The sequence below is a fragment of the Streptomyces sp. NPDC012935 genome (assembly GCF_042900345.1).
Lineage (GTDB): Bacteria > Actinomycetota > Actinomycetes > Streptomycetales > Streptomycetaceae > Streptomyces.
This window is the reverse complement of sequence record NZ_JBIBBC010000020.1, coordinates 90,490-114,533: the sequence shown is the minus strand read 5'-3', so window position 1 is coordinate 114,533 and position 24,044 is coordinate 90,490. Positions and strand designations below refer to the sequence as shown.

The following is a 24,044-nucleotide window of genomic DNA, read 5'->3' as shown; positions in this document are numbered from 1 at the left end:
CATGAACGACTCCTTGGTCATCGCTCGACGGAATCTCATTCGCATGACCCGGATTCCGGAGATGATCCTTTTCGGGCTGATTCAGCCGGTGATGTTCGTGATCCTGTTCACGTACGTCTTCGGCGGCTCGATGTCGATCGGCGGGAGCACCGACCCGGAGGTCTACAAGAACTTCCTGATGGCCGGCATCTTCGCGCAGACCGTCACGTTCGCGACCGCCGGAGCAGGCGCCGGCATCGCCGATGACATGCACAAGGGGCTCATCGACCGCTTCCGCTCGCTGCCCATGGCGCGTGGTGCGGTACTGACCGGCCGTACCGTCGCAGATCTTGTGCAGACAGCTCTGACCTTGCTGGTTCTCGCGATCGTCGCTCTGCTCGTGGGCTGGCGCCCCGGCTACGCAGAGCCGACCAACTTCGGGAAGGTCATGGCCGGCTTCGGCTTGCTGCTTCTTCTCGGATACGCGTTCACCTGGATCGGCGCCTTGATCGGTCTGTCCGTTCGCACACCGGAAGCGGCGACGTCGGGAGGTCTGATCTGGCTGTTCCCGGTGACCTTTATCTCGAACGCGTTCGTGGACTCGAGCCAGATGACTCCCTGGCTGCGACACATCGCTGAGTGGAATCCGTTCAGCGCGACCGTGCAGGCATGCCGGCAGCTCTTCGGCGACCCGGGCCTATCCCAGTCGGACGCCTGGCCGATGCAACATCCCATCTGGGCATCGGTGATCTACTCGATCCTGATCGTCTTCATTTTCCGCACGCTCTCGGTGCGCAAGTACCGCCGTGCGGACGGTTGATCGCTCGTCTTCATGGTCGGGTCCGGCGGTGGAAAGCGATCTTCGCTGGTGGCTTTGCGTCCGTCTCGGACGCGTTCGTGGACACCAGCCACATGACCCCCGTGGCTGCGGCACGTCGCCGACCCCGGCGGTTCGCAAGCACCGCCCGGCGACGGCATGACGAAGCCCCCGGCGCCGGTGGGCGCCGGGGGCTTCGTCAAAGGGGATGCAGGCCGGGGGCAACCGCCGCACGGCCCGGGTCAGCCGCTGTAGGGGTCGGCCTTCAGGATCTTCACCGAGGCCGTCTTGCCGTTCGGCAGCTCGTACTCCGCGTCCTCGCCGACCTTGTGGCCGATCACGCCGGAACCCAGCGGGGACTGCGGGGAGTACGTCTCGATGTCCGAGCTCGCGTACTCGCGCGAGGCGAGCAGGAAGGTCATCGTGTCGTCCTCGTCACCGTCGAAGGCGATCGTCACGACCATGCCGGGCGCCACTTCGCCCTCCGCCGACGTCGGCGCCTCGCCGACCTTGGCGTTCTCCAGGAGCTGGGTCAGCTGGCGCACACGGAGCTCCTGCTTGCCCTGCTCCTCCTTGGCCGCGTGGTACCCGCCGTTCTCGCGCAGGTCGCCCTCCTCGCGCGCGGCCGCGATCTTGGCGGCGATCTCCGTGCGCGCAGGACCAGACAGGTACTCCAGCTCGGCCTTGAGCTGGTTGTACGCCTCCTGGGTCAGCCAGGTGACGTTCTCGCTGGTCTGGGTCACAGGTGCTCCTCGTAGGTACTGGGAATACAAAGCATCGCCCTACCCAGAAGGATGTTCCTTCATGGATGGGCGAAACCACGAGCCTAACAATTCAACGGCCGAAGGGGGAGGACATAAGCCATCAGAATCACGTCAACGCAGGTCAGTGCACACGTATTCCGGACAAAGGTGGTCGGTGTCGGCCAAGGTCGGTCAGTTCCGGACGGCCCGGTCAGTCGGCGTGGCAGCCGAGCAGCTCGGCCGTCGTTCCCTGGGACGTCGTACGGAGCGTGACCACCTTGTCGATCCGGGTCGCGTCGCCGTCGAATCGGAAGTCGGCCCGGCCCACCTCGGCGCCGCTCTCCGCCTGGGAGCGCAGCGTGCAGTAGCCGGAGGCGCCGGCGTCCTTGCGGACCTCCAGATGCACCTTCACGGCGTCCTTCCCGGCGTCGAACTCGATCACTTCGGCGCTGATCTTGCTCTGGCCGACGTAGTGATAGCCGAAGTAGCCGATCACCGCCAGCAGTACCGCACCGAGGACGGCGCCGACGACCTTGAGCGTGCGGTCGGCGCGCTCGTCCGAGGAGCGGCCGTAGCGGCTCTCGGGCCGCCGCGTGCTCGCCGTACTCATGATCGTCCTCTCGGCCGGGGCGGGACGGATGTCCCGAAAGGGGTTCTCAGGGCCGTACCCCGGAATTATCCGCCCCCCGATTCGGTCACTATAGAAGCCGCCGATCGCACCGGTTCACACCGGGCGCCGACTTATGAGGATTGAGTCTTGACTGACCAGCTGCGACTGATGGCCGTGCACGCCCACCCCGACGACGAGTCGAGCAAGGGCGCGGCCACCATGGCGAAGTACGTGTCCGAGGGGGTGGACGTGCTGGTCGTGACCTGCACGGGCGGGGAGCGCGGCTCCATCCTCAATCCGAAGCTCCAGGGCGACAAGTACATCGAGGAGCACATCCACGAGGTACGTAAGAAGGAGATGGACGAGGCCCGCGAGATCCTCGGGGTCAAGCAGGAGTGGCTCGGCTTCGTCGACTCCGGCCTGCCCGAGGGCGACCCGCTGCCCCCGCTCCCCGAGGGCTGCTTCGCCCTTGAGGACGTCGACAAGGCGGCCGGTGAGCTGGTGAAGCAGATCCGCACCTTCCGTCCCCAGGTGATCACCACCTACGACGAGAACGGCGGCTACCCGCACCCCGACCACATCATGACCCACAAGATCTCGATGGTGGCCTTCGAGGGTGCGGCGGACACCGAGAAGTACCCGGAGGGGGAGTACGGCGCGGCGTACCAGCCGCAGAAGCTCTACTACAACCAGGGCTTCAACCGACCCCGCACCGAGGCGCTGCACCAGGCCATGCTCGACCGCGGCCTGGAGTCCCCCTACGGGGACTGGCTCAAGCGCTGGGACGAGTTCGGCATGAAACAGCGCACCCTGACCACGCATGTCCCGTGCGGCGACTTCTATGAGATCCGCGACAAGGCCCTGATCGCGCACGCCACCCAGATCGACCCCGACGGCGGCTGGTTCCGGATCCCGCTGGAGCTCCAGAGGGAGGTCTGGCCGACCGAGGAGTACGAGCTGGCGAAGTCCCTCGTCGATACCTCCCTCCCCGAGGACGACCTCTTTGCGGGCATCCGCGACAATGCCTGACATGAGCGCAAGCGCAAGCCTGGCAATGACACAGCTCGCCACCCTCGCCAAGGAGGTGGACGAGGACAAGGTGACCCCCGGCGTCCTCGGCTTCATCGTCTTCGCGGTGATGGCACTGGCGGTGTGGGCCCTGATGAAGTCGATGAACCGCCACATGGGCAAGGTCGACTTCGCGGAGTCCCCGGCCCCGCAGACGGAGGGCTCCGCCGAGGCCACCGGGCCGGCCAAGCCGCGGCAGGGCTGACGCTGTTCCGGGCCGACGGGCCCGGCTCCTGAGGGGTCGTACCGTCGGGCCGGTGGACCCGTGGCACCCGGGCCCGGTGGACCCGTGGCACCCGAGCCACTTCCGGGCTGGGCCCGCGAGTCAGTGCCGGGCTGCGACCGCCACCCCCATGACCTCCCGGGCATGGCGGTTCGGCACCATGCCGAGCCGCCATGCCTGCCATCCCGCCTCAAGGTTCACGCCGCGCTCCAGCAGGAGCTGGTACGCCTCCAGGTAGCCGTCCAGCTTCGCGTCCCGGAGGGGATGGCCGCTGCGGGTCAGCTGGGCCAGTTCCTCCTGCGCCACCGCCGCACCGACCTCCACGCCCCCGGGAGCCGCGTACGGCAGCAGCGTGCAGCGCAGGAAGCGGGCCCAGTCCTCGCCCCGCCGGTCGCCGTACGAGGCGAACAGGTCCACCGCGTCGTCGCACAGGGCCAGCGCCTGCTGCGTACGGCTGTTCCCGGCGTCCACCACCGCCAGCTCCAGGCATGTCCACGCCTCCCCATGGGCGACCCCGATGCGCTGGAAGTTGGCGCGGGCGTCCACCAGGAGCTGACGGGCGAAGCCGGAGTTCTTCAGCGAACCGGTCTGGGCGGCCCGCTGGTCCCGGGTCACCCGGGCCGAGTGGTGCCGGGCACAGGCGAGGCCGTAGACGTCCTGCATGCGCGAGAACATCGTGCGGGAGCGTTCCAGCTCGCGCACCGCGACATCCAGGTTGCCCGTCTCCTCCAGGGCCTGGCCCAGGTAGTAGACGGACCACGCCTCGCCGCGCGCGTCCTCGTTGTCGCGATGCCGGGACGCCGCCTGACGCAGTCCGTCCACCGCCTGGGAGGGATCCCCGGCGACCAGCCGGGCGCGGGCCAGCTGAGTCAGCGCCCAGGCCTCCCCGCGGGCGTCGCGCGTACGGCCGTACAGATCGAGGGCCTGGCGCAGCTCGGACTCCGCGTGCGGTACGTCGCCCATCCGCAGGCCCAGCTGGCCGAGCTGGAAGTGGGCCCACGCCTCGCCGTGCACCGACTCGCCGGCGCGGTGCAGGACCAGGGAATCGGTGAGCAGGTCCAGGGCCTCCGACACGCGCCCCCGGTCCCGTTCGACCGCCGCCAGCGCGTGCATCGTCCAGGCGCGGTCGGTCGCCAGCTGCGGCGCCGACTGCAGGTCCAGGGCCTCGCTGAGTTTGGCCGCCGCCTCGGTGAGGTGGCCCTGGTGGTGCAGGGTGATGCCGAGGGAACACAGGGCGCGGGCCGCACCCGCGTCGTGATGCGCCTGCATATAGAGGTCGACCACCGAGGTCAGCGTCGTGCGGGCCTTGTCCAGCTCACCGAGCTGACGGGCCGCGATACCCGTACGCCACTGCACCGAGCGGACCAGCAGGCCCTGGTCCACCGCCTGGGCCAGTTCGCTGATCTCGCCGAGGCGGTAGAGGTCGCCCCGCAGCAGGCAGTAGTCGCACAGGGCGCCCAGCAGATTGAGCACGGCCGCCTGATTCGCGTCCTCCGCGTGCCTGAGGGCCGCCGTGATGAAACTCGACTCGTCGTCCAGCCAGCGCAGCGCGTCGTCCAGCGAGGTGAAGCCGTGCGGGCTGAAGCGGTCCGACCGGGTCGACATGTTGCCGTCGACCAGGCGCAGAACGGATTCCGCGAGGTCGGCGTAGTTCACGATCAGCCGCTCCTGCGCCGCCGTACGCTCCGACGGCTCCTCCTCGTCGAGAAGGCGGGCATGGGCGAAGCCGCGGACCAGGTCGTGCAGGCGGTAGCGGTTGCCGCGGACGTGGTCGATCAGGCCCGCCTCGGACAGGGCCACCAAGTGGCGTGTCGCCTCCGCCTCGTCCGTGGCCAGGAGCGATGCCGCCGCTGCCGCGCCGAGCGATGCCCGCCCCGCCAGCGCCAGCCTGCGCAGCAGCCGCCTCGCCGGGTCCGACTGGTCGGTGTAGCGCAGCCACAGCACCCGCTCGATCGGCTCCACCGGGCCGTACGCGCCCAGATCGGTCGCCAGCGTGCGCGGTGAGCGCGGCCCCAGCGACGAGCCGGCGATGCGCAGCGCGAGCGGCAGCCCGCCGCACAACTGCCGGATCAGGTCGGCGGATTCGGCGTCGTAGGGGCCCGAGGAATCCTGCGCCGCCTCGGACAGCAGCTCCTCCGCGCCCGCCGCGTCCAACGACTCCACCGGCAGCTGATGCACCCACGCCGCGAGATCCGCCGGCAGGCCGAGAGCCTCCCGCGCGGTGACCAGGACCAGGCTGTCGGAGCGTTCGGGGACGAGGGTGCGGACCTGCTCAGGGTCCGACGCGTCGTCCAGGACGACCGTGACCGGGAGGCCGGTCAGATGCTGGTGATAGAGCTCGCTCAATCGCTTGACCTGCTGGTCCGTCGAGGATCGCTCACGGAAGAGCAACTGCTCGCGCGGGGCGCCCAAACGGTTCAGCAGATGCAGCAGCGCGTCCCGCGTCGACAGCGGCGCCTCCTCCGTCGTGTCACCGCGCAGATCCACCACGCACGCCCCGCGGAACTGGTCCTTCAGATCATGGGCCGCGCGGATCGCCAGTGCCGTACGGCCGCTGCCGGGCGCCCCGTGCAGGACGACCACCGTCGGCTTCGTCTCCGTACTCGCCCGCGCCGCCTGCACCCACTGCCGGATGCGGGCCATCTCCTTCCTGCGACCCGCGAACGCGCCGATCGGCTCGGGGAGTTGACCGAACGACTGCTCCAGTACGTTCCGGCCGCGGGCCGCCGCGCTCTTGTCCGCACCCTTCAGCCGCGGCGCCGACTTCTGCGGGCCGGTGGAGGCGCTCAGCACCCGCTGCTGGTCGAGGAACGGGCGGATGCCCCGCACCTCCAGCGCCGTCAGCCACTGCAGTCGCAGCTGTTCCGGGCCGCCGGGCTGGCCGACGGCGCCCGCGCGCTGGTGCGCGGCGGGCAGATGCGTGCCGGCCACCTTCACGACCGTCGCCGCGGCGCCGACGACGCCCACGGTCACGCCCGCGCCGACGGCCGTCACCGTGCCGGTGCCCAGGGCCAGGTCCGACACCACGGCCGCGACCGCGGCGACGCCGGCCACCATCAGCGGCGTACTGCCACCCTCCCGCGCGAACCGCTGCCCGAACGTCAGACGGCCGGCCTCCGCCTCGTCCAGCGCGCCCGTATACGCCTCGTACTCCTCGGCCGCCGACTGCGCCATGGCGTCCAGCGATCCGCGTGCCCGCGACAGCAGCACCTGTCCGTCGATGCGCCCGCCCGAGCGCCGCACCTCTTCCTCCACGGCCCGAGCCAACAGCCGCTCGGCCTCCGTCCGATGGCTGTCCCGCATGGCACGTCCCCCTCCGGCGGCAACTGCGTTCTTGGTCAAGTGTGCTGCGGACCACGCATCGGGGCGAGAGGGCGAGCGGACTTCGATCACTTTGCGGGGTCGGTGAATCTGTTCAGGGGACGGGAACGCTCGAGGTCACCGTCTGGTGGGCGCCTGACGCATGACGGGCGGGGTACTGCGGCAGGATGGACCCCATGCCGAACCGACTGGCGCACGAGACGTCCCCGTACCTCCTTCAGCACGCCGACAACCCCGTCGACTGGTGGCCCTGGTCCGGCGAGGCCTTCGAGGAGGCGCGGAAGCGGAACGTGCCCGTGCTGCTCAGCGTCGGCTATAGCAGCTGTCACTGGTGCCACGTGATGGCTCACGAGTCGTTCGAGGACCAGGAGACCGCTGACTACCTCAACGCCCACTACGTCAACATCAAGGTCGACCGCGAAGAACGCCCCGACGTCGACGCCGTCTACATGGAGGCCGTCCAGGCCGCCACCGGGCAGGGCGGCTGGCCCATGACGGTGTTCCTCACACCCGACGCCGAGCCCTTCTACTTCGGCACCTACTTCCCGCCCGCCCCCCGGCAGGGGATGCCGTCCTTCCGGCAGGTCCTGGAGGGGGTGCGCAGTGCCTGGGCGGACCGGCGGGACGAGGTGGCCGACGTCGCGGGGAAGATCACCAGGGATCTCGCCGAACGGGAGATCTCCTACGGCGGGACCGAGGCACCCGGCGAGCAGGAGTTGGCGCAGGCGCTGCTCGGGCTCACCCGGGAGTACGACCCGCAGCGCGGCGGGTTCGGGGGCGCGCCGAAGTTCCCGGCGTCGATGGTGATCGAGTTCCTGTTGCGGCACCACGCGCGGACGGGCGCCGACGGCGCGCTGCAGATGGCACAGGACACCTGCGAGCGGATGGCCCGGGGCGGGATCTACGACCAGCTCGGCGGCGGCTTCGCGCGGTACTCCGTCGATCGGGACTGGGTCGTGCCGCACTTCGAGAAGATGCTGTACGACAACGCGCTGCTGTGCCGCGTCTACGCCCACCTCTGGCGCGCCACGGGCTCCGAGCTCGCCCGCCGGGTCGCCCTGGAGACGGCCGACTTCATGGTGCGTGAACTGCGCACCAACGAGGGCGGGTTCGCCTCCGCGCTCGACGCGGACAGCGACGACGGGACCGGCAAGCACGTCGAGGGTGCGTACTACGTGTGGACCCCGCAGCAGCTGCGCGAGGTGCTCGGGGACGATGACGCCGAGCTCGCCGTGAGGTACTTCGGTGTGACGGAAGAGGGCACCTTCGAGCACGGTTCCTCCGTCCTCCAGCTTCCGCAGCAGGACGGGGTGTTCGACGCCGAGCAGGTCGCCTCGGTGAAGGAGCGGCTGCTCGCCGCGCGGGCCGAGCGCCCCGCCCCCGGCCGGGACGACAAGATCGTCGCCGCCTGGAACGGCCTCGCCGTCGCGGCCCTCGCCGAGACCGGCGCCTACTTCGACCGCCCCGACCTCGTGGACGCCGCCGTCGCCGCCGCCGACCTCCTCGTGCGGCTGCACCTCGACGACCACGCCCGCCTCGCCCGCACCAGCAAGGACGGCAAGGCCGGCGCCAACGCGGGCGTGCTGGAGGACTACGGCGACGTCGCCGAGGGCTTCCTCGCGCTCGCCTCGGTCACCGGCGAGGGCGTCTGGCTGGACTTCGCCGGGTTCCTGCTCGACCACGTGCTCGCGCGCTTCGTCGACGCGGAGTCCGGCGCCCTCTACGACACCGCCGCCGACGCCGAGCAGCTGATCCGCCGCCCCCAGGACCCCACCGACAACGCCGCCCCGTCCGGCTGGAGCGCGGCGGCCGGCGCCCTGCTGAGCTACGCCGCACAGACCGGTGCGGAGCCGCATCGCGCCGCGGCCGTGAAGGCCCTGGGCGTCGTCAAGGCCCTCGGCCCGCGCGTTCCCCGCTTCATCGGCTGGGGGCTCGCGGTCGCCGAGGCCAACCTCGACGGACCGCGCGAGGTCGCGGTGGTCGGCCCGTCCCTTGCCGACGAGGGCACGAGGACCCTGCACCGTACGGCGCTCCTGGGCACCGCTCCGGGCGCGGTCGTGGCCGTGGGCACTCCGGAGAGTGACGAGTTTCCGCTCCTTGTTGACCGGCCGCTGCAGCAGGGCGCACCCGCGGCGTACGTCTGCCGCAACTTCACGTGCGATGCCCCGATCACTGATCCCGAACGCCTGCGCACCGCGTTGAGCAGTTGAAACGGCAGCCAAATCGGGGCACTTACGTAGCCTGTGTTCGAATTACTCACTCTCGGGGCTCGTTGTGAGGAAACGCGCTCTTCATCAAAACAGCCTGCGGACTTCACAGATCCCCCTTAATGTCTCCACAGTGACGCGACGGCTGTAACTCACCGTTGCGACAGGGGGCATTGGGGATCTGGGGGGATCTGTTGCTGACGTCTGTCTTCATAGCCGTCGTCTCGCTGGCCTTGTTCTGGATGGCGGCTTTCACCTTGTGGTGGCAGATGCACGCGTGGCGTACGCCCGAAGTGCTCGCCTCCACCCGGTTCAGCAGACCGGACGGCGGCGAGCACGTGTCGTTCTCGCTGCTGTTGCCGGCCCGGCACGAACAAGCCGTGCTGGACCACACCATCCAGCGGCTGCTGGAGTCCACACACACCGACTTCGAGATCATCGTCATCGTCGGGCACGACGACCCGGAGACCACCGAGGTGGCCGAGCGGGCCGCGGCACGTGATCCGCGCGTCCGTGTCGTCGTCGACACCCACGACAAGAAGAACAAACCGAAGGCCATGAACACCGCGCTGCCGCACTGCCGCGGTGACGTCGTCGGGGTCTTCGACGCCGAGGACCAGGTCCATCCGGAGCTCCTCGCGCACGTGGACCACGCGTTCCGCACGACCGGGGCGGATGTCGTCCAGGGCGGGGTCCAGCTGATCAACTTCCACTCCAGCTGGTACAGCCTGCGCAACTGCCTCGAGTACTTCTTCTGGTTCCGCTCGCGGCTGCACCTGCACGCGCAGAAGGGGTTCATCCCGCTCGGCGGCAACACCGTCTTCGTCCGGACGGACGTGCTCAGGGAAGCCGACGGCTGGGACTCCAACTGCCTCGCCGAGGACTGCGATCTGGGCGTGCGGCTGTCGAGCGTCGGCAAGAAGGTCGTCGTCGCCTACGACTCCGACATGGTGACCAAGGAGGAGACGCCCGGCAGCCTGATGTCGCTGCTCAAGCAGCGCACCCGCTGGAACCAGGGCTTCCTTCAGGTCTACCGGAAGAAGGACTGGAAGCAACTGCCCACGTTCGGGCAGCGGTTGCTGGCCCGCTACACGCTCACCACGCCGTTCCTGCAGGCCTTCACCGGCCTGATCATCCCGCTCAACGTGGCGATCGCGCTCTTCCTCGACGTGCCGGTGAGCGTCGCGTTCATCACCTTCCTGCCGGCCGTGACCGCGCTCGTCACGTTCGTCTTCGAGGTCGTCGGACTGCACGACTTCGGCAAGCAGTACGGGCTTCGGGTCCGCTTCGTCCACTACCTGAAGCTGATCGTGGGCGGCCCCTTCTATCAGGTGCTCCTCGCCGGCGCCGCCATCCGCGCCGTATGGCGTGAGCAACGCGGCCGCAATGACTGGGAGTTGACCAGCCACGTCGGCGCACATCTCGCGCACGTGAACCGAGAGGACGTTCCTGCGTGACCTCCACCCTTCCCGCGGTGACCACTGTCAAGGTCCCCGCGCAGCGGCAGCCTGCGCCCACGACGCGTTCGGACACCCGAACAACCCCGCCGACGCGCCTGCGTTCGTCCCGGCCCGACCTGATCCTGTGCGGCGTGCTCCTCGTCGCGATCCTCGTCGTGCAGGGCTGGAACATCGCCGACTACCCGACCCTCAGCGACGACGAGGGCACCTACCTCGCCCAGGCCTGGGCCGTCCAGGAGGGCCGGGGTCTCGCCCACTACACGTACTGGTACGACCACCCGCCGCTCGGCTGGATCCAGCTCGCCCTGCTGACCTGGATACCCGCAGCGCTCAGCCCCGAGTCCATGACCGTCGGCACCATGCGGGCCGCGATGCTCGTCATCAGCGCGGTCAGCGCGGTCCTCGTCTACGTGCTCGGGCGCCGGCTGTCCCTGCCGCGCTGGGCGGCCGGGCTCGGCATGGTCCTGTTCGGGCTCTCGCCGCTGTCGGTCGTGCTCCAGCGGGAGATCTTCCTCGACAACCTCGCGGTGATGTGGACGCTCCTCGCGTTCGCCCTCGCCGCCTCCCCGAGCCGCCACCTCTGGCACCACTTCGGCGCCGGGATCGCGGCGGCCACGGCCGTGCTGACCAAGGAGACGATGCTCTTCGTCCTCCCGGCGGTCTTCGTCACCATGTGGCGGCACAGCCACCGCGACACCCGCAAGTTCGCCCTGACCGGCGCCGTCACCGCGTGCGTGCTGATCGGCCTGTCGTACCCGCTGTTCGCCCTGCTCAAGGGCGAGCTGTTCCCGGGCAGCGGGCACGTCTCGCTCTGGGACGGCATCAAGTACCAGATGACCAGGCCCGGTTCGGGCTTCATCCTCGACCAGGGCTCCGGCTCCTGGGGCGTCCTGCAGTCGTGGCTCTACTACGACCGCGTCCTCATCGTCGGCGGCCTCGCGGGCGGCCTGCTGCTCCTGGTCACCTGGCGCTGGTCGGTGACGGCACGCGCGCTGGCCGGTCCCTCCTTCGCGGTGGTGATCCTCGCCCTGGTGGCCATGCGCCCCACCGGCTACCTGCCCGCGATGTACGTCATCCAGGCGCTGCCGTTCCTCGCCCTGGTCCTCGCCGGCGGCACGGCGTCCGTCGCCCACGGCGTACTGCGGCGACGGCGTTCCGAGGCCGAGAACCGGTACGTCACCGGCGGGCGGTACGCCCTCGCGGCCGTCCTCGCGATCGCGGCCGGCGCCTATGTCGTACCCCGCTGGTACGACGGCGCCCACACCGCCGTCACCGCCGACGCCAACGCGCCCTACCAGGCCGCCTCGAAGTGGCTGGCCACCGAGGTGGAGGACCCGAAGGACACCCGGGTGCTCGTCGACGACGCGCTGTGGCTGGACCTGGTGCACGCCGGGTACGAGCCAGGACTCGGCGCCATCTGGTTCTACAAGGCGGACCTCGACCCGGCCGTGACGAAGACGATGCCGCGCGGCTGGAAGGACCTCGACTATGTCGTCGCCTCGCCGACGGTGCGGCGGGACGCGGTCGACCTGCCCAACGTCAAGGCGGCCATGGAGCACTCGAAGCCGGTCGCCGTGTTCGGCACCGGTGCGGACCGGATCGAGATCCGGCAGATCCAGACAGCATCCGGAGGGGTCCGATGACGCACGAGTACACCGCCCCCGGAGAGCTGGGCGATCCGTCGGTCGACGCTGCCGAGGTTCCCGAGCCGGGCGCCGTCACCATCGTCGTACCGACCTACAACGAGTCGGCGAACGTACGGCAGCTGCTGCACCAGATCACCGAGTCGGTGCCGTCCCGGCTGCCCTGCGAGGTCGTCTTCGTGGACGACTCCAGCGACGACACCCCGCAGGTCATCAAGGAGGCGGCGCAGGACTGCCCGTTCCCCGTCACCGTCATCCACCGCGACGAACCCGTCGGCGGACTCGGCGGCGCGGTCGTCGAGGGGATGAAGGCGGCCGGGTCGGACTGGATCGTCGTCATGGACGGCGACTGCCAGCACCCGCCGTCCCTGGTCCCGGACCTGGTCGCCACCGGCGAGCGCGCGAACGCCGGGCTCGTCGTCGCCTCCCGGTACATCAAGGGCGGCAGCCGGGCCGGGCTCGCCGGCAGCTACCGGGTGGCCGTGTCGCGCGGCGCGACCTGGCTGACCAAGTCCCTCTTCCCGCGCCGGCTGCACGGCATCAGCGACCCGATGAGCGGCTTCTTCGCGATCCGGCGCAGCGACATCACCGCGGAGGCGCTCAAGCCGCTCGGCTACAAGATCCTGCTCGAGCTGGCCGTGCGCAGCCGTCCGCGTGCGGTCACCGAGGTGCCGTTCGTCTTCCAGGAGCGGTTCGCGGGGGAGTCCAAGTCGACGGCGGCGGAGGGCCGGCGTTTCCTGCGGCACCTCGCAGGGCTGCGTACGGCCGACCCGCTGTCCCGGATGGTGGTCTTCGGGCTGATCGGGCTGACGGGTTTCGTGCCGAACCTGGCCGCGCTGTGGGCGCTGACCCAGGCGGGGCTGCACTATCTCCCGGCGGAGATAGTCGCCAACCAGTTCGGCGTGGCCTGGAACTTCCTGCTGATCGAGAAGCTGCTGTTCCGCGACCGCCGCATCCACCGCCACTGGGCCGACCGCACCGTACGGTTCGCGCTGCTCGCCAACGCGGACCTGGTGCTGCGGATCCCGCTGATCGCGCTGCTCGTCGGCCAGTTCGGGCTGGCCGTGCTGCCGGCCACCGCGCTGGCCCTGGTCTTCACCTTCGTCCTGCGTTTCGTCGGTACCGAAGCGCTGGTCTATCTGCCGCGCCGGAGCGGGAAGGGCACCGGGCGCGGGAGCCGCACAGCAAGGAGTTCCGCATGAGAACCAGCCGCAAGAGATCCGGGAGGAGGACGGCCCTGCTGGCCGTCATGGGCCTCACCGGAGGCCTCCTTCTCACCTCGCCCGAGTCCGCCTCCGCCGCCAACCTCATCAAGAACCCCGGCTTCGAGACCGCCGGCACCGACGACATGCCCTACTGCTGGAAGAAGTCCGGCTGGGGCGACAACGACTTCACCTTCGAGACGACGACGGACGCCCACAGCGGCTCCAAGGCGATGAAGGTGTCGCTGACCCGCCGGGTCGAGGGCGACCGCAAGGCGCTGATCACCGAGTCCGCCGAGTGCGCGCCCGTCGTCACGCCGGGCAAGCAGTACGACCTGGGGCTCTGGTACAAGTCGACCACCCCCGACACCTCGGTCACGCTCTTCCGGCATGACGCGACGGCGGGCTGGCAGTACTGGACCGATCTCAAGACGCTGGAGATGGCGGCCGGCTGGACCGAGGCGACGGTCCGTACGCCCGAGGTGCCCGCCGGGACCGACCGGATCGCCTGGGGCGTATCGGTGTACGGCACCGGCTCGGTCATCACAGACGACTACACGATGGACCAGGTCGCCGAACCGGTCCCGGACCCGGTGTGCACGGGTACGGCCGAGGAGTGCGCGAACGGCCGCTGGGACGTGCTGCCCACCAAGAACCCGGTCCGCTCCATGCACTCCGTCGTCCTGAACAACGGCAAGGTGCTGCTGATCGCGGGCTCCGGCAACGACCCGACGATGTTCCAGGCGGGCACGTTCACCAGCGCGGTCTACGACCCGCAGAACGGCACGTACAAGCAGGTCCCGACGCCGAAGGACATGTTCTGCGCGGGCCACGTCCAGCTCGACGACGGGCGTGTGCTCGTGATGAGCGGCAACAAGGGCTATCCGTCGGCGGACGGCACGATCGGCTACCAGGGCTACAAGGACTCGTACATCTTCGACCCGGTCAGCGAGACGTACAGCAAGACCAACGACATGAACGACGGCCACTGGTACCCGTCGGCCACCATCCTGGGCAACGGTGACGTGATCTCCTTCGGCGGGCTGAAGGAGGACTCCACCGGATCGGTGGCGGCCGAGCGGTGGTCGGACGCCGAGCAGAAGTGGCTGGAGCTCTGGAAGGTCAACCAGACCTGGTCGTACTGGGGCCTGTACCCGTCGATGATCCTGATGCAGGACGGCCGCCTCTTCTACTCCGGCAGCCATGTCTTCGGCAACAACATCCCGGGCACCGGATCGGCGATCTACGACTACGACGCCAACACGATCACGCAGGTCCCCGGCCTGCAGCGGAAGGACGAGCGCGACCAGTCCGCGAGCGTGCTGCTGCCCCCGGCACAGGACCAGAAGGTCCTCACCATCGGCGGCGGCAACATCGACTCCAACCCGGACGCGAACCGCCTCACCGACGTCATCGACCTCAAGCAGCCCAACCCGTCCTACGTCGCCGGCCCGCCGCTCCCGCAGGGCAAGGTCGACCTCGGCGCCGGCAAGGTCCCGCAGACCGGCAACCAGGGCAAGATGTACGCCTCCGTCGTACTGCTGCCCGACGGCAAGGTTCTGGAGACGGGAGGCGCGCTGCACAACCGGGCCGACCCGGTGTACGAGTCGTCGCTCTACGACCCGGCGACGGGCACCTTCGACCCGGTGGCGGCCGACCCGGAGGAGCGCGGCTACCACTCCTCGGCGTTCCTGCTGCCCGACGGCCGTGTGATGGCCACCGGCGACAACCCGGGCAACGGCTCCTGGAACCACGACGTGTCGGTCTACACCCCGCCCTATCTCCTCAAGGGCGCACGCCCGACGATCACTTCGGTCATCGACACCGAGTGGACGTACGGCGACACCCAGCGGATCACCGTCGACCGGCCCATCGCCAAGGCCGAGCTGATCCGCCCGGCCGCAGTGACCCACTCCTCGGACCCGAACCAGCGCTTCGTGGATCTCCCCCTGTCGGTCGACGGCAACAACGTCGACCTGAACGTGACGAGCAACCCCAACCTGGCCCCGCCCGGCTGGTACATGCTCTTCGCGGTCGACGCCAACGGGGTGCCGTCGGTGGCCAAGTGGGTGCACCTCCAGGGCCCGCAGGCGCTGAGCGCCAAGGACGCCTCGGCGCATGTCCACGACTTCGCCGACGACCTCCAGGGCAAGGTCACGGGCCCCGGCAAGAAGCGCACGTCGCAGAAGGTCAGCCCGACCGTCTCCGGCTGCGACCGGCACTACGGCTCCGCCAACGTCTGTGTGCCGACGGACTTCCCGCCGACCGTGAAGGCGACGACGAAGGCCCGCTGCGACTGGCTGAAGAAGAACGACTACGGCCGCCTCAAGGTCAACGGCAAGGACGACCCGCTGCGGCTGGACCCGAACAGGGACCGGATCGCCTGCGGAAAGGGTGATGTGACCCGGCGTTAGTCGGCGTACTCCGCAAGGGCGCGCTCCACGATGGCCACCAGCTGTTCGTGGTGCGCGCCCTTCCAGTACGCGCGCTTGCACTCGGTGCACTGCGCGAAGACGTCGTACGACCGCTGCGTGCCGCCCTCCAGCTGGTCCGCGACCTCCTCCTTGGTGGCCTCCTTGAGCAGGCCGTTGCAGGCGGTGCAGCGGGTCCAGGGCCGCAGTTCGGGGCGGAACCGGTCCAGGATGTCCCGGAGTTGGTCCTCGGGGCGGGTGCTGTAGACGTAGGCGCCGGCCCACAGTTCGCGGCGCCGCAGCAGGCCCCGGTCCCGGCTGAGCATGACCCGCTGCTCGGCGGCCGAGCGGGCGGCGAGCGCCGGGTCGCCGATGTCCGTCGACTCGTACGCCGTGTCCACGCCGAGCAGGCGCATACGGCGGGCGAGGGTGCCGAGGTGGACGTCGAGCAGGAAGCGCAGTGGGGCGCCGGGCACCCGCTGGGGGCGCTCGACGGGCCGTACGGCAATGGACTGGCCGGCCGCCGGGATGTGCGAGAACGGCACCTCGTGGCCGTCCGCGAGCAGCGGGCCGACCTCGGTCAGCGGGACGCCGAGGGACTCGACGACATGGCCGAGGGTCGAGACGCCGTCGGTGGTGACCTGGGCGGACCCGTCCTGGCGTCGTCCGTTGGGGAGGAACAGGCGCAGCTCGGGGGCGAACTCGACGTGGATCTCGGGACCGTTCACCCGATCAGGATGTCACGGGAGTGGGCCGTGGTTTCAGGACTTTTCCGCGGCCAGGCCGTGCTCGATGACGTCCAGGGCGCGGTCGACGAGGTCGTGGAAATCGTTCTCGAAGTCGTTCTCGGCCCAGTACACGGAGACCTCCGTGAGGCCGCCGATGAGGGACATCGTGAAGACCCGCACCTCGAAGCTGTCCCGCGCCCTGCCGGTGCGCTCGGCGATGGCCTCGCCGAGCATCCGGCCGGTGACCGACATGCTCTCCAGCATCCGGGACCGCACCGAGGGGACCTGGACCAGCAGGTGCGAGCGCAGCCGGACGGCCTCGGGGTCCTCGTCCTTCGCGGCGCCGACGGCCAGCTTCATGACGTACCGCAGGGACTGCATCCACGGCTCGTCCGCCGGACGCTTGCGCAGCTCCTCCAGCAGGATCGGGTCGTACTCGTCCGTGAGGACGATGTCCTCCTTCGTCGGGAAGTAGCGAAAGACCGTGGACGGGGACACCTCGGCGCGCTCGGCGATCTGCTCGATCGTGGTGGCGTCGTAGCCCTGCTCCTTGATCAGCGCGTACGTCGCGTCGCGGATCGCCGTCCGGGTCTTGATCTTCTTCCGCTCGCGAAGCCCCAGCTGGGGGCGGTCGGTCAGGGGAGAGGAGCGCGCGGGGGTCATGGGGCTCATTGTCGGGCATCGGCCCCCGCGGCGGCCATGTCCGGGCTCTCCGGCTCATGCGCATCGGGGGGTGCCCGGCAGGGACGCGGCCGCCGGCAGGGCGGAGCCGAGGGCCGCGACCCCGCACACCCGGAGGACGACGCCCATGCCGTGGACGTACGCGCTGTTCGCGGAGGCCGCCACCGCCGCCGAGCCCGCCCGCTCGGCGCCGATGTACGCCGCGACCCGCCGCCCCGACCGGTCGCCGGGCAGGCCCGTGGGAAGCATCAGCGCGGCGAAGACGACGACGTACGCGTCCGCCATCCGCCCCCAGTGCCAAACGCCTGGGGGACCCAGCTGCTGGCCGGTGGCGGCGCCGAGGGCGGCGGCCGGTGTCGACAGCGCCACGTTGAGTATCGGAGTGACAGTAACCATGAAATGAGGGTGACTTTTAAAAGAGAGTCACTGTCAGTGTCGCGTGACGCGAAAAGGGCCGCGGCGGGAAGCCGTGGCCCTCGGAGAGGCTGTGCGGTGGCTACGCGTGCTGGTAGGCCACCAGGGAGATCCCCACGTAGTGCACGACGAACGCCGCCAGCGTGAAGGAGTGGAAGACCTCGTGGAAGCCGAACCAGCGCGGTGACGGGTTCGGGCGCTTGATGCCGTAGATCACGCCCCCCGCGCTGTACAGGACGCCGCCGACGATCACCAGGACCAGTACCGCGATGCCGCCGGTGCGCATGAAGTCCGGCAGGAAGAAGACGGCCGCCCAGCCCATCGCGATGTAGCAGGGGGTGTAGAGCCAGCGCGGGGCGCCGACCCAGAACACCCGGAAGATGATGCCCGCCGCAGCCGCGCCCCAGATGCCCCACAGCAGCCACTGGCCCTTGGCGCCCGGCAGCAGCAGCATCGTCAGCGGCGTGTACGTGCCCGCGATGATCAGGAAGATGTTGGCGTGATCGAGCCGGCGCAGGATGCCGTCCATGCGCGGGCTCCAGTTGCCCCGGTGGTACAGCGCGCTCACGCCGAACAGCAGGCAGGCCGTGAGGGCGTAGATCCCGCAGGCGAGACGGCCCCGAGGGGAGTCCGCGAGGGCGGTGAGCACCAGGCCCGCGACGAGCGCGGCCGGGAACATTCCGAGGTGCAGCCAGCCGCGGAGCTTGGGCTTGATCTCGTCCGAGAGCTGCTGGGCATGGTGCGCGATCTGATGTGGCAGGGACGGCGCGCCGGAGTCGCGGCCGGCGGCCGGCGTGTCCGAGGGCGCGTCGGGGACGGGCGCAGTCATGTCCCGCATGGTACCTACGGAACCGTAAGTTACGTATCAGGGCCGCGAGATGGGCGCCCGGAAGTGGCCATCGTCTCATGGGGTACCCGTGAGGGGCGCACCCGGGGTGAAGCCGTGGTGACGCATCGAAAACATCTGGATGAGTGGCGATGCTCACGCCGCTCACCTGTGACGCCCTCTGGACATATGCGCGGACCCGTCGGATGATCAAATGAGTGCGGTCGGCACCGGATGAGCGCGGAAGATCCACAGCGCATCTCCTCCGCGAAGCATCCGGGTCGCGGCCCCCACGGGGCATACAAGGGCATATTCAGGACAAAAACCCCTCATTTAGGAGCAACCGTGGCGCGCGACATCGCGGCTCCCCCCGTCGTCCCCACCAACCACCGGGAGCTGGTCTCGTGGGTGAACGAGATCGCTGAACTGACGCAGCCGGACAGCGTGGTCTGGTGTGACGGATCCGAGGCCGAGTACGAGCGTCTGTCCGAGGAGCTCGTCGCGAAGGGCACCTTCAAGAAGCTCGACCCGATCAAGCGCCCCAACTCGTACTACGCGGCCTCCGACCCGACCGACGTCGCCCGCGTCGAGGACCGGACCTTCATCTGCTCCGAGAAGGAGGAGGACGCAGGCCCGACGAACCACTGGAAGGACCCCGCCGAGATGCGGGAGATCTTCGCCGGTGAGAAGGGCGTCTTCCGCGGCTCGATGCGCGGCCGGACCATGTACGTCGTCCCGTTCTGCATGGGCCCCCTCGGCTCCGACCTCTCCGCGATCGGCGTCGAGATCACCGACTCCGCCTACGTCGCGGTCTCCATGCGCACCATGACCCGCATGGGTCAGCCCGTCCTCGAGGAACTGGGCGAGGACGGCTTCTTCGTGAAGGCCGTGCACACGCTCGGAGCGCCGCTGGAGGCGGGCGAGCAGGACGTGCCCTGGCCGTGCAACAGCACCAAGTACATCTCCCACTTCCCGGAGTCCCGCGAGATCTGGTCGTACGGCTCCGGCTACGGCGGCAACGCCCTGCTCGGCAAGAAGTGCTACGCCCTGCGCATCGCGTCCGTGATGGCCCGCGACGAGGGCTGGCTGGCCGAGCACATGCTGGTCCTGAAGCTCACCCCGCCGCAGGGCGAGGCCAAGTACGTCGCCGCCGCCTTCCCGAGCGCCTGCGGCAAGACCAACCTCGCCATGCTGGAGCCCACCATCTCCGGCTGGACCGTCGAGACGATCGGCGACGACATCGCCTGGATGCGCTTCGGCGAGGACGGCCGGCTGTACGCGATCAACCCCGAGGCCGGCTTCTTCGGCGTCGCGCCCGGCACCGGTGAGCACACCAACGCCAACGCGATGAAGACGCTGTGGGGCAACTCCGTCTTCACCAACGTCGCCCTCACCGACGACAACGACATCTGGTGGGAGGGCATGACGGAGGAGACTCCGGCCCACCTGACGGACTGGAAGGGCAACGACTGGACGCCGTCCTCCGAGACGCCGGCCGCCCACCCCAACGCCCGCTTCACCGTCCCCGCCGCCCAGTGCCCGATCATCGCGCCCGAGTGGGAGGACCCCAAGGGCGTGCCGATCTCGGCGATCCTGTTCGGCGGCCGTCGCGCCACCGCCGTTCCGCTGGTCACGGAGTCCTTCGACTGGAACCACGGGGTCTTCCTCGGCGCCAACGTGGCCAGCGAGAAGACCGCCGCCGCCGAGGGCAAGGTCGGCGAGCTGCGCCGCGACCCCTTCGCCATGCTGCCGTTCTGCGGCTACAACATGGGTGACTACATGGGTCACTGGGTCGACGTCGCCAAGGACAAGGACCAGGCGAAGCTCCCGAAGATCTACTACGTCAACTGGTTCCGCAAGAACGACGAGGGCAAGTTCGTCTGGCCCGGCTTCGGCGAGAACAGCCGCGTCCTGAAGTGGATCGTCGAGCGTCTCGACGGCAAGGCCGAGGGCGTCGAGACCCCCATCGGCATCCTGCCGGCCAAGGGTGCGCTGGACACGAACGGCCTGGAACTGGCCGAAGCCGACCTGGACTTCCTGCTCACCGTCGACAAGGAGGTCTGGCGCGAGGAGGCCGCGCTCGTCCCCGACCACCTGAACACCTTCGGCGACCACACGCCGAAGGAGCTGTGGGACGAGTACCGCGCTCTGGTGCAGCGCCTGGGCTGACCAGCCCCCGAAGACGCCGCGGCCGGCTCCGATTGTGCCCTGACCAGCAATATCGTCACGGCCGGCCGCGGTGACAGCACCACAGACCGGCGAGGTTCCGTACAACGGCGTGCGGGGCTGTGGGCCTGTCGTCGCACGCTCCCGTCCGCCCCGACGGGAGGCACGCGACGACGGGCCCTCGCCTGTTTCTCACGGCGGTTGGCTCACACCGCCCCGCCCCGGTCCTCCAGATACCGGGTGTGGGACTCCTGGCGACGGGCCTCCACCTCACGCAGGCTCGCTGCCAGGCGCTCGGCGTCCTTCTTCAGCAGGCCGAGCTGGCGCTCCAGATGCAGCTCGGGGGACTCGGTTCCGGGCGTCATCCGCGTCCACCAGCGTGTCCGTACGAAGCTGTCGACGGCCTCGGGGAGATCGCGCCGCACGATCCTGGAGAGCACGTGCACGCCCTCCGGGTCGTGGGTGAGCAGCTCGGCGACCCAGCCGCGGTCCAGCAACGCGGTCAGCAGCTCGGTCAGCTCACGCAGCCGGGCGGCCGCGGTGACCGACAGCTCGATGTCCGTCAGATAGCCGCGCAGCTTCTCGAAGTCGCCCCGCAACTCGTCGAGCTGCGCCGAAGGGTCCGGGAAGTCGGGCAGCGCGGGCCGCTCCGGCGGGGCGATCAGCGCGCCCGCGCCGTAGAGACCGGCGACGACGACGGGCCAGTAGGGGCCCGCGACCCCCGTGAAGGTCAGCACGAGTCCGGCCAGCCCGCACGCGCTCCCGGCGATGTTCTTGCGGGACTCCAGGTACGCGAACGTCTTACTGGTAGCCACGGATCTCCTCGAAGGCGCCGTCCAGCGAGCCCTCCTGGGCGTCGAAGAGGCGGCCGCCGGTCAGCTCGGCGATGTGTTCCAGCTCGGAGCGGTCGGAGTCGCCGAAGAGGATGGGGAAGACGGGCGTCTCCCGCCGGTCGCGGTCGAGCCCCGCGTAGAAGGCGTCGAAGTCGGCCGCCTCGGCGCCGGTGGTGTTCTCGCCGTCCGTCATCAGCACGACCGACGTGAAGGTGTCCTGGGAACGGCCGGCGCCCAGATGCTCGTACGCCTTCTCCAGCGAGGTGTAGATCGCCGTGTCGCCCTCGGCGGTCAGCGCGTCGGTCTCCTCGCGGATCCCGGCCAGCCCGGCCTTCGGGTCGGCCGGATCCACGACATGCGTGGCCACGCTCTTCACATCCGACCCGAACGGCATCAGCGTGACCTCCTCGCGCTCGCGGAAGTCGCCGGTGAGGTCGGCGAGCGCCTGCTTCAGCTGCTCCAGGCGGCCGCCCTCCATCGACCCCGAGGTGTCGAGGACGTAGACCGTCCTCGAGGGGCGGCGCAGGTCGTTCTCGTACGAGTCGAGCAGGCCGTCGGCCACGGAACGGCTGCCCGGGAAGGGCAGTTCGCGCCGCCTGCCGGCGTCGAGGCCGGGCCCGGGCCGGACGGAGGCGACGACCGGGCGGCGGTGGGTGCGCTCGGTGATCAGCCGCTGGATGCCGTCGGTGCGCAGGGCCTCGGTGACACGGCGGACGTCCTCGCGGGTCGCGGCATCGGTGGACGCGAGCGAGGAGAGCGGGTAGTCGGCGGTGACGACGCCGTCCTTGGGGCGGATCACGGTCAGGCCCGGGATGCCCTTGAGAACCGACTCGTAGTTGAGCAGCGCATCGACGTCACCGCGCCGCTTGTACGCCGCGGCCAGCCAGCCCGACGAGCCCGACGTCAGCTTCTGCCCCTTGAAGAACTCCTTCAGGCGGGGCGTGGCCTCGCTGACGTCGGCGTCGGTGAGGGCGGACTGGGCGCCGGAGAGGGCCGAGGCGACAGAGACGAGCGTGGCGAAACCGGAGTTGGAGCGGGCCGGGTCGGTCATGCCGTACGTCAGCCTGCCGTCCTGGACGGCCCTCTCGATCTGCGACCAGGTGACGTCATCCGGCTTCCAGCCCAGCCGGCCGAGCGTGGTGGACCTGACCCCGAGGGCGACCGGGCTCGACATCACCGGCGTCTCCGACACGACCTTCTTCGCCGCGTCGGGGCGCAGCCGCAGATAGTCGTTGGAGGACAGCCACAGCGCGTCGTACCGGCCGTCCACCTTGCCCTTCGCCAGCATCTCGACGGCGTCGAGGGTGCCCATGTACGTGGGCCGGATCTTGACGCCGGTGTCGCCGGCGATCCGGTCGAGGACCGGGGTCATGTCACTGAGCTCGCTGGAGGCGAGGACGCGCAGGGTGCCGGGCTGCGGGGCGTTGGGGTCAGGGGCGTCGGTGCCCTTCTGCGAGGTGCACGCCGTCAGCAGCGCCACCGCCGCGAGGGCGACGGCGAGCAGGCGCCGGGAGCCTTGGGTGTGTCTCATCCGAGGCCACCCTCCAGCGCACCCTGGGAGCGGCTGCGCTCCAAGTAGGCACTCGCGTGCTGCAGTTCGGCGGTCAGGTTCTCCACCGTCGTCGCCATCGCCTCGGTCGCCTGGACCTTGTAGGTGTCGATGGCGTCGAGGGTGCGGTAGATCTGCTGGAAGGCCGAGCGCAGGGTCTCGGCGCCGACGGCCGGGTCGGCGGCGATGCGCTGGATCTCGCCGCTCTGCGTGGCGAGCATCTCGGCGTTGCCCCGGATGAGGTCCTCGGTGGTTCCGCGCAGCGCGTTGACCTGCTCGACGACCTTCCTCTGGTTGTCGAGGGCGGAGGCCAGCATCACGGAGATGCGCAGGGCCGAGACGGTCGTCGTCGCGGCCCGGTCGACGCCCTTGATCAGTTCCTCGTTGTTGCGTCGTACGACGTCCATGGCGAGGTATCCCTGCGCGCACACCGCGAGTTGGGTGAGCAGGTCCTGGTGCTTCTGCCGGACGGGGAAGAGGATGTCGGCCCGGAGGTTGTCCGCCTGCGCGGGGTCCTGTGTCTCCACGCCGCTGATGTGCTGCCCTACGGCCGTGTCCAGGGCTTCCGTCAGGACGACGTACTCCTGGAGCTTGCCCATGGTCTCCCACAGCCGCACCCGCTCGGTCTGCAGGGCGGCGTTGTCGCGGCGGAGCTCGTCCTGTCCGCCCCGCAGCGACCCCACGATCTTGTTGAGGGTCCCCTGGGCGGAGGCGTACTTGGCGACGTGGTCGCGCAGTTTGTTGCCGCCGGGAAGCCTGGAGAGGAACTTGCGCCCCTTGGCGGCGGGCAGGTCCCGCGGGTCGAGGTCCTCCACGACCCGCCGCAGCTCCACGAGCGAGCCCGCGACCTGCGACTGGGCGTCCCCGCCCTTGTCCGGCAGGCTGCGGACGGTCCGCTCCAGCATGCGGTTGGACTGCGCGGCGGCGGTCCGCATCTCGCCGGCCCCGAGGCCGGTGATCTCACCCACCTTGCCGGCGAACTCGGGAGAGCGGGCGTCGAGCGCCGCGAGCCCCTCCACATATGCGGAGGCCTTCGCGGCCATGTCCGTACGGACGCCCTCGTCGACCGGGACGAGTCCGCCGGCCTTCTCGCGCGGCACGGTGGCCACGGGCTCCGGCGGAGTGAGGACGAACGTGTCGTCGCTGTTGTTCATGAGGTGCTG

General features: G+C 69.8%; 19 protein-coding genes. 9 read left to right on the top strand and 10 right to left on the bottom strand.

The window, feature by feature from the left end:
• The first annotated feature begins 1 nt into the window (after position 1).
• Positions 2-799: an ABC transporter permease gene (locus tag ACFY5C_RS35025; RefSeq protein WP_389452442.1), complete on the top strand. Its 798-nt coding sequence runs from the start codon at positions 2-4 to the stop codon at positions 797-799.
• A gap of 239 nt (positions 800-1,038) precedes the next feature.
• Here the strand turns inward: ACFY5C_RS35025 and greA are convergent, their stop codons facing one another.
• On the bottom strand, positions 1,039-1,539 hold the full coding sequence (greA, locus tag ACFY5C_RS35020) for a transcription elongation factor GreA (RefSeq protein ID WP_389452334.1): 501 nt from the start codon (positions 1,537-1,539) through the stop codon (positions 1,039-1,041).
• A gap of 211 nt (positions 1,540-1,750) precedes the next feature.
• Positions 1,751-2,149, bottom strand: coding sequence for a DUF4307 domain-containing protein (locus tag ACFY5C_RS35015; RefSeq protein WP_389452331.1), 399 nt, complete (start codon positions 2,147-2,149; stop codon positions 1,751-1,753).
• Between the two features lie 168 nt (positions 2,150-2,317).
• On the opposite strand from ACFY5C_RS35015, the gene mca reads away from it, so the two are divergent.
• Positions 2,318-3,178 (top strand): mycothiol conjugate amidase Mca, encoded by an 861-nt coding sequence (gene mca, locus ACFY5C_RS35010; RefSeq protein ID WP_389452439.1) that lies wholly within the window; start codon positions 2,318-2,320, stop codon positions 3,176-3,178.
• Positions 3,171-3,422, top strand: coding sequence for a hypothetical protein (locus tag ACFY5C_RS35005; RefSeq protein ID WP_389452328.1), 252 nt, complete (start codon positions 3,171-3,173; stop codon positions 3,420-3,422). Before mca ends, ACFY5C_RS35005 begins: the two co-directional genes overlap by 8 nt.
• Before the next feature lie 120 nt (positions 3,423-3,542).
• Here ACFY5C_RS35005 and ACFY5C_RS35000 read toward each other — a convergent pair whose 3' ends face one another.
• Positions 3,543-6,743: a tetratricopeptide repeat protein gene (locus ACFY5C_RS35000; protein WP_389452325.1), complete on the bottom strand. Its 3,201-nt coding sequence runs from the start codon at positions 6,741-6,743 to the stop codon at positions 3,543-3,545.
• Between the two features lie 194 nt (positions 6,744-6,937).
• Between ACFY5C_RS35000 and ACFY5C_RS34995 the strand changes: the two genes are divergently transcribed.
• The 5 genes from ACFY5C_RS34995 to ACFY5C_RS34975 all read left to right on the top strand — a co-directional run bounded on the left by ACFY5C_RS34995 (position 6,938) and on the right by ACFY5C_RS34975 (position 15,687).
• Positions 6,938-8,971: a thioredoxin domain-containing protein gene (locus tag ACFY5C_RS34995; RefSeq protein WP_389452322.1), complete on the top strand. Its 2,034-nt coding sequence runs from the start codon at positions 6,938-6,940 to the stop codon at positions 8,969-8,971.
• Between the two features lie 191 nt (positions 8,972-9,162).
• Positions 9,163-10,425: a glycosyltransferase gene (locus tag ACFY5C_RS34990; protein ID WP_389452319.1), complete on the top strand. Its 1,263-nt coding sequence runs from the start codon at positions 9,163-9,165 to the stop codon at positions 10,423-10,425.
• A complete protein-coding gene (locus ACFY5C_RS34985) occupies positions 10,422-12,071 on the top strand; it encodes an ArnT family glycosyltransferase (protein ID WP_389452316.1) in 1,650 nt (549 codons plus the stop codon). Before ACFY5C_RS34990 ends, ACFY5C_RS34985 begins: the two co-directional genes overlap by 4 nt.
• Entirely contained in the window at positions 12,068-13,273 is a 1,206-nt protein-coding gene (locus ACFY5C_RS34980; RefSeq protein WP_389452314.1) for a glycosyltransferase, read from the top strand. The genes ACFY5C_RS34985 and ACFY5C_RS34980 overlap by 4 nt, the downstream gene beginning before the upstream one ends.
• Positions 13,270-15,687, top strand: coding sequence for a galactose oxidase-like domain-containing protein (locus ACFY5C_RS34975; RefSeq protein ID WP_389452312.1), 2,418 nt, complete (start codon positions 13,270-13,272; stop codon positions 15,685-15,687). The genes ACFY5C_RS34980 and ACFY5C_RS34975 overlap by 4 nt, the downstream gene beginning before the upstream one ends.
• Here ACFY5C_RS34975 and ACFY5C_RS34970 read toward each other — a convergent pair.
• The 4 genes from ACFY5C_RS34970 to ACFY5C_RS34955 all read right to left on the bottom strand — a co-directional run bounded on the left by ACFY5C_RS34970 (position 15,684) and on the right by ACFY5C_RS34955 (position 18,336).
• Positions 15,684-16,412, bottom strand: a complete 729-nt coding sequence (locus ACFY5C_RS34970; protein ID WP_389452310.1) for a Mut7-C RNAse domain-containing protein — start codon at positions 16,410-16,412, stop codon at positions 15,684-15,686. The two genes, ACFY5C_RS34975 and ACFY5C_RS34970, sit on opposite strands and share 4 nt — an antisense overlap.
• Positions 16,413-16,445: 33 nt before the next feature.
• The gene (locus tag ACFY5C_RS34965) at positions 16,446-17,075 is read right to left on the bottom strand and encodes a TetR/AcrR family transcriptional regulator (protein ID WP_389452307.1); all 630 of its coding nucleotides are present in this window, start codon (positions 17,073-17,075) and stop codon (positions 16,446-16,448) included.
• 54 nt (positions 17,076-17,129) lie between these two features.
• Entirely contained in the window at positions 17,130-17,489 is a 360-nt protein-coding gene (locus tag ACFY5C_RS34960) for a hypothetical protein (protein WP_389452305.1), read from the bottom strand.
• A 100-nt stretch (positions 17,490-17,589) separates the two neighbouring features.
• On the bottom strand, positions 17,590-18,336 hold the full coding sequence (locus tag ACFY5C_RS34955) for a hemolysin III family protein (protein WP_389452302.1): 747 nt from the start codon (positions 18,334-18,336) through the stop codon (positions 17,590-17,592).
• Between the two features lie 342 nt (positions 18,337-18,678).
• On the opposite strand from ACFY5C_RS34955, the gene ACFY5C_RS34950 reads away from it, so the two are divergent.
• Complete coding sequence (locus tag ACFY5C_RS34950; protein ID WP_389452299.1) at positions 18,679-20,502, top strand: phosphoenolpyruvate carboxykinase (GTP); 1,824 nt, start codon at positions 18,679-18,681, stop codon at positions 20,500-20,502.
• Between the two features lie 203 nt (positions 20,503-20,705).
• On the opposite strand, the gene ACFY5C_RS34945 is transcribed toward ACFY5C_RS34950, so the two are convergent.
• Genes ACFY5C_RS34945 through ACFY5C_RS34935 form a run of 3 tightly spaced genes read right to left on the bottom strand, consistent with a single transcriptional unit; the run spans position 20,706 to position 24,035 of the window.
• Positions 20,706-21,314, bottom strand: coding sequence for a hypothetical protein (locus ACFY5C_RS34945; RefSeq protein ID WP_389452296.1), 609 nt, complete (start codon positions 21,312-21,314; stop codon positions 20,706-20,708).
• Positions 21,301-22,863, bottom strand: coding sequence for a substrate-binding domain-containing protein (locus ACFY5C_RS34940; protein ID WP_389452294.1), 1,563 nt, complete (start codon positions 22,861-22,863; stop codon positions 21,301-21,303). Before ACFY5C_RS34940 ends, ACFY5C_RS34945 begins: the two co-directional genes overlap by 14 nt.
• Positions 22,860-24,035, bottom strand: coding sequence for a toxic anion resistance protein (locus ACFY5C_RS34935; protein ID WP_389452291.1), 1,176 nt, complete (start codon positions 24,033-24,035; stop codon positions 22,860-22,862). Before ACFY5C_RS34935 ends, ACFY5C_RS34940 begins: the two co-directional genes overlap by 4 nt.
• Positions 24,036-24,044 lie beyond the last annotated feature (9 nt).

What these genes read in the sequence shown, in the direction of transcription:
- ACFY5C_RS34975 (WP_389452312.1), top strand. Translation starts at nt 13,270, where the DNA reads ATGAGAACCAGCCGCAAGAGATCCGGGAGGAGGACGGCCCTGCTGGCC.
- ACFY5C_RS34955 (WP_389452302.1), bottom strand. Translation starts at nt 18,336, where the DNA reads ATGACTGCGCCCGTCCCCGACGCGCCCTCGGACACGCCGGCCGCCGGC.
- ACFY5C_RS35000 (WP_389452325.1), bottom strand. Translation starts at nt 6,743, where the DNA reads ATGCGGGACAGCCATCGGACGGAGGCCGAGCGGCTGTTGGCTCGGGCC.
- ACFY5C_RS34935 (WP_389452291.1), bottom strand. Translation starts at nt 24,035, where the DNA reads ATGAACAACAGCGACGACACGTTCGTCCTCACTCCGCCGGAGCCCGTG.
- ACFY5C_RS35025 (WP_389452442.1), top strand. Translation starts at nt 2, where the DNA reads ATGAACGACTCCTTGGTCATCGCTCGACGGAATCTCATTCGCATGACC.
- ACFY5C_RS34960 (WP_389452305.1), bottom strand. Translation starts at nt 17,489, where the DNA reads ATGGTTACTGTCACTCCGATACTCAACGTGGCGCTGTCGACACCGGCC.
- ACFY5C_RS34980 (WP_389452314.1), top strand. Translation starts at nt 12,068, where the DNA reads ATGACGCACGAGTACACCGCCCCCGGAGAGCTGGGCGATCCGTCGGTC.
- ACFY5C_RS34995 (WP_389452322.1), top strand. Translation starts at nt 6,938, where the DNA reads ATGCCGAACCGACTGGCGCACGAGACGTCCCCGTACCTCCTTCAGCAC.
- ACFY5C_RS34965 (WP_389452307.1), bottom strand. Translation starts at nt 17,075, where the DNA reads ATGACCCCCGCGCGCTCCTCTCCCCTGACCGACCGCCCCCAGCTGGGG.
- ACFY5C_RS35005 (WP_389452328.1), top strand. Translation starts at nt 3,171, where the DNA reads ATGCCTGACATGAGCGCAAGCGCAAGCCTGGCAATGACACAGCTCGCC.
- mca (WP_389452439.1), top strand. Translation starts at nt 2,318, where the DNA reads ATGGCCGTGCACGCCCACCCCGACGACGAGTCGAGCAAGGGCGCGGCC.
- ACFY5C_RS34940 (WP_389452294.1), bottom strand. Translation starts at nt 22,863, where the DNA reads ATGAGACACACCCAAGGCTCCCGGCGCCTGCTCGCCGTCGCCCTCGCG.
- ACFY5C_RS35015 (WP_389452331.1), bottom strand. Translation starts at nt 2,149, where the DNA reads ATGAGTACGGCGAGCACGCGGCGGCCCGAGAGCCGCTACGGCCGCTCC.